2 protein-coding genes are annotated in these 4,492 nt (G+C 70.6%); both read right to left on the reverse strand.

All coding sequences use genetic code 11. The features are described from left to right. Nucleotides 1–581 (reverse strand): beta-ketoacyl synthase N-terminal-like domain-containing protein (locus tag NQO67_RS43355; protein WP_445195122.1); only part of this gene is annotated, 581 nt, incomplete at its 3' end. Between the two features lie 13 nt (nucleotides 582–594). Continuing rightward, a complete protein-coding gene (locus NQO67_RS43360) occupies nucleotides 595–4,479 on the reverse strand; it encodes an SDR family NAD(P)-dependent oxidoreductase (RefSeq protein WP_255956168.1) in 3,885 nt (1,294 codons plus the stop codon). Nucleotides 4,480–4,492: the final 13 nt, after the last annotated feature.

The raw sequence follows: 4,492 nt of genomic DNA on the forward strand, positions 1-4,492 counted from the left end.
AAGGTGTTCCCGGTCAGCAGATGTCCGCGCAGCTCCTCTTGTGCCCCACTCGCCAGGGTGGCGTATTCCTGGGATATGGCCCCGCTGAACACTCCTATCTGCTCGCCGCGCAGCGAGGTCGGGTCGATGCCCGCGTGCTCGACGGCCTCCCAGGAAGTCTCCAGCAGCAACCGCTGCTGGGGGTCCATCGCCAATGCCTCCCGCGGGGAAATACCGAAGAATCCCGCGTCGAAATCACCGGCGTCGTAAAGGAACCCGCCCCGTCGCGTATAGGACTTCCCCACCGCATCCGGATCGGGGTCGTATATGTCGTCGAGGTCCCAGCCCCGATCCAGCGGGAATCCGCCGATCGCGTCACGTCCCTCGACGACCAGCTCCCACAGTTCTTCCGCCGACGACACACCGCCCGGGAAGCGACATGCCATCCCCACGATCGCAAGGGGCTCCGATGCCGCGGCCTGCGCGGACTCCAAACGCTGACGTGTCTCCCGCAAGTCCGCGGTCACCAGCTGCAAATAGTCACGGAGCTTCTGTTCGACCCCGGCCATGGCACACACTCCCCCTTGCATCGAGATGAACACGCCAGCAGAAAGCTCAACCTATGCCGAGCTCCCGGTCGATCGAGGAGAACAGTTCCTCGTCCGAAGCCGACAGCGATTCCCCGTTCTCCTCACCCGTCTCCAACCGCAAGAGGACGCGTCGCAACTGTCTCGACAAATCCACGCGAGCTTCGTCTCGCAATTCCACGTCCGACAGGGACGACTCCCACCGGCCGAACTCCTCCACCACAGCCACATCGCGATCGACCACCAGCTCTCCGAGCAGGTAATCCGTCAGGAGAGCCGGTGTCGGATAGCGGAAGACGAGGGTGGCGGGCAGGGGGAGAGCGGTGGCGGTGGCGAGGCGGTTGCGGAGTTCGACGGCGGTGAGGGAGTCGAAGCCGAGATCCTTGAAGGGACGTTGAGCGTCGAGGGTGGTGGTGTGGCCCAGGACGGTGGCGGCCTGGGTGGTGACCAGGGTGAGCAGCAAGGTGTGCTGTTCCGTGGGGGTCAGGGCGGCGAGTCGCTCGGGCAACCCGACCTGGCTGCTCTCGTCGGTGGTGGCGGTGGCGGCCGTGGGGCGTTGCTGTGGGGTGCGGATCAGGTCGCGCAGCAGCGCCGGCACCGGAACGTCAGCGTCGGGAACGGGTGTGGGCAGCGGCAGGACGTGCGGGAGCGGTGCAGCCAGTGCCTGGTCGAGGAGGGCCAACGCCTGGTCGGTGGCCAGGGGGCGCATACCGGCGCCGGCCATCCGGGCACGATCGGCATCGGTCATGCCCGCGGTCATGCCGCTGCTCTGCTCCCACAGGCCCCACCCCAACGAAACGGCAGGCAACCCGCGCAGCTGACGATGTTGGGCCAACGCGTCCAGCATCGCGTTGGCGGCCGAGTAGTTGCCCTGGCCGGTGTTGCCGAACGTCGCCACCGCGGACGAGAACAGCAAGAACGCGGCCACGTCCATGTCCCGGGTGAGTTCGTGCAGATGCCACGCCGCGACCGCCTTGGTCACCAGCACCCGGCGCACCTGCTCGCTGCTCAGCGTCGCAAGCAGTCCGTCTTCGAGCACTCCCGCGGTGTGCACCACAGCGGTCACGGCGTGCTCGGCCGGGACCCCGTGCAGGGTTGCGGCCAGCGCCGTCCGGTCGGCCACGTCGCATGCCACGACGTTCACGTGGGCGCCCAGCGCCGTGAGATCGGCGACGAGTTCCGGAGCACCGGGAGCGTCGGGGCCGCGACGGCTGAGCAGCAGCAGATGCCGCACCCCGTGCGCGGTCACCAGATGGCGTGCCGTGATCGCGCCCAGCGTCCCGGTGCCGCCGGTCACCACCGCGGTGCCTTCGGGATTCAGCGTGCGGGACGTCCGCAGCACCACCTTGCCCACCTGCCGGGCCTGGCTCACATACCGCAACGCCTCCGGTGCGCGCCGCACATCCCACACCGTGGTCGGCAACGGCCGCAGCACGCCCCGCTCGAACAGTTCGACCAGCCCGGACAGCATCTCCTGCACCAGGTCCGGGTCCAGCTCCATCAGATCGAACGCGCGGTACCACACGCCCGGATAGGACGAGGCGACCTGCTCGGCGTCCCGGATGTCGGTCTTGCCCATCTCCACGAACCGGCCCCCGGCCCCGGCGCGTGCCAACCGCAAGGACGCATCCGCGAACGGTCCCGCCAGCGAGTTCAGGACCACGTCCACCCCGCGGCCGTGCGTCGCGGCCAGCACCCCCTCCTCGAAATCCAGGGATCGCGACGAGAAGACATCCCCGTCGGCCACTCCCCGTTCCCGCACCACGTCCCGTTTGCCGTCACTGGCAGTTCCCAGGACCCGTGCGCCCAGCCACTGCGCGATCTGCACGGCCGCCAGCCCGACTCCACCGGCGGCGGCGTGCACCAACACGGACTCGCCGGCCTGCACCCGGCCCAGCACCACCAGCCCGTACCACGCCGTCAGGAACACCACCGGCACCCCGGCCGCCGCCTCCCACGACCACCCCGCCGGCACCCGGACCACCCACCGCACATCGGTCACCACCAAGGAGCCGGCACCGTCCGGCACCACTCCCATGACCCGGTCCCCGACGCCCACGCCCGCCACACCCGGGCCGATCTCGGTCACCACGCCCGCCATCTCGATGCCCACGCCTTCGAGATGCGGAACGAGACCGAGGGAGACGACCACGTCCCGGAAGTTGATCCCGGTGGCCTGCACATGCACACGGATGTGGCCGGGTTCGAGGGGGTCGTAGGCGTGGGGGTGAGGGGCGAGCGTGACGGTGTCCAGGGTCCCCTTCCTTGCAACGTCCAGACGCCAGGCGGGACTGGGGGCGGCGTTCGCCGGCGGCTCTGCCGGACCCCCCGGGTCGGGCGCGACCACCTCGGGAGGCGTGGGGGGCGTCAGCGCACGTTCCGTCGTGACCAGTCGGGCGGCCCGTACGGTGTGCCGACGCAGCGCCACCTGCGGTTCCCCCACCACGGCCGCCGTGGCGGGGAGCAGATGCAGGGAGTACCGATCGGCGTCGACCAGCACCAATCGATCATCCTGGTGTTCCTGCTGGGCGGAGCGCACCAGGCCCCACGCCCCGGCGGCAGTCGGGCTCTCGACATCGTCACCGGGGTCTGCGGCGATCGCACCACGGGTCAGCACCAGCAGCCGTCCCGTCCCCCAGCAGTCGCGGTCGAACCACTCACGCACCGCGCTCAGCACACCCTGTACGAAGTCGACGGCGTCGTCGCCCGGTGCGGGGTCCAGGGGCAGCACCGTCACCACGGGAACGGGGCTCCCCCCGGCGGCCACGGCGTCTGCCAGCTCCGTCACCGTCCGCCATGACCGCACCGTGATCCCGCTGCCGGCGAGCGCAGGGTCAGGGTCGCCCAGGACGGCCCACTCCCCCGTCGGGTGTGGGGTGGGGACGGCGACTTCGGGCCAGCGCAGGCGATAGAGCCCTGCCCCGGTCACCGCGGTACTCGCGGGCAGTTGGTCGGCCCGGACCGGGCGCAACACCAGCGAGTCCACGGTGATCACCGGCTGCCCCGCGAGATCGGCCACCTGCAACATCACCGCGTCCGGGCCGACGGGGGTGATACGGGCCCGCACCTCGCGCGCTCCGGTGGCGTGCAGCCGAACCCCCGACCACGCGAACGGCAACTGCGGCACGTCATCGGAGAACCAGCCACCCAGGCGAACGGCGTGCAGCACGGCGTCCAGAAGCGCCGGATGCATCGCGAACCCCTCGCCCGCCACCGGGCCCTCGGGCAGACCGGCCTCCACCAGCATCGCTTCACCCGCGCGCCAGATCCCCCGCACCCCGCGGAAGGCCGGCCCGTACGCGTACCCGGAAGCAGCCGCCTGCTCGTAGAACGACGCCACCTCAGCGGCGCCCACCAGCTGCTCCGCACCCACCACAGACGGCACCCGGGGCTCAACCGTGCCGGCACTGCCGTCGGCGGCGAGGACTCCGGTGGCGTGCAACGTCCACTCCTGCTCCGGTGCCGTGTCCGCTCGGGCGTGCACGCTCACCGCGTGCTCGCCCCGTTCATCGGCACCCGCCACCGTGACCTGCACGACCACGCCGCCCTGCGCGGGCAGTACCAGCGGGGTCCGCAAGGTCAACTCCCGCAGCACCTCACAACCCAGCTGATCACCCGCACGCACCGCCAGCTCCACGAACGCGGTGCCCGGCAGCAGCACCGACCCCAGCACCGCGTGATCGGCAAGCCATGCCTGCGACCGGACCGACAGCCGCCCGGTGAACACCACTCCTCCGGACTCCGCCAGCTCCACCCCCACCGCCAGCAACGGATGAGACGCGCCCAGCACACCCCACCGCGACACATCACCGGAACGGCCCGCGCCCGCCGCCGGCCAGAAGCGTTGGTGTTGGAAGGCGTAGGTCGGCAGGGGGATGGTCCGGCCGGGAGGCAGGATCTTGGTCCACTCCACTTCGACACCCTGG

Source organism: Streptomyces odontomachi, from assembly GCF_024435355.1.
Classification (GTDB): Bacteria; Actinomycetota; Actinomycetes; order Streptomycetales; family Streptomycetaceae; genus Streptomyces; species Streptomyces odontomachi.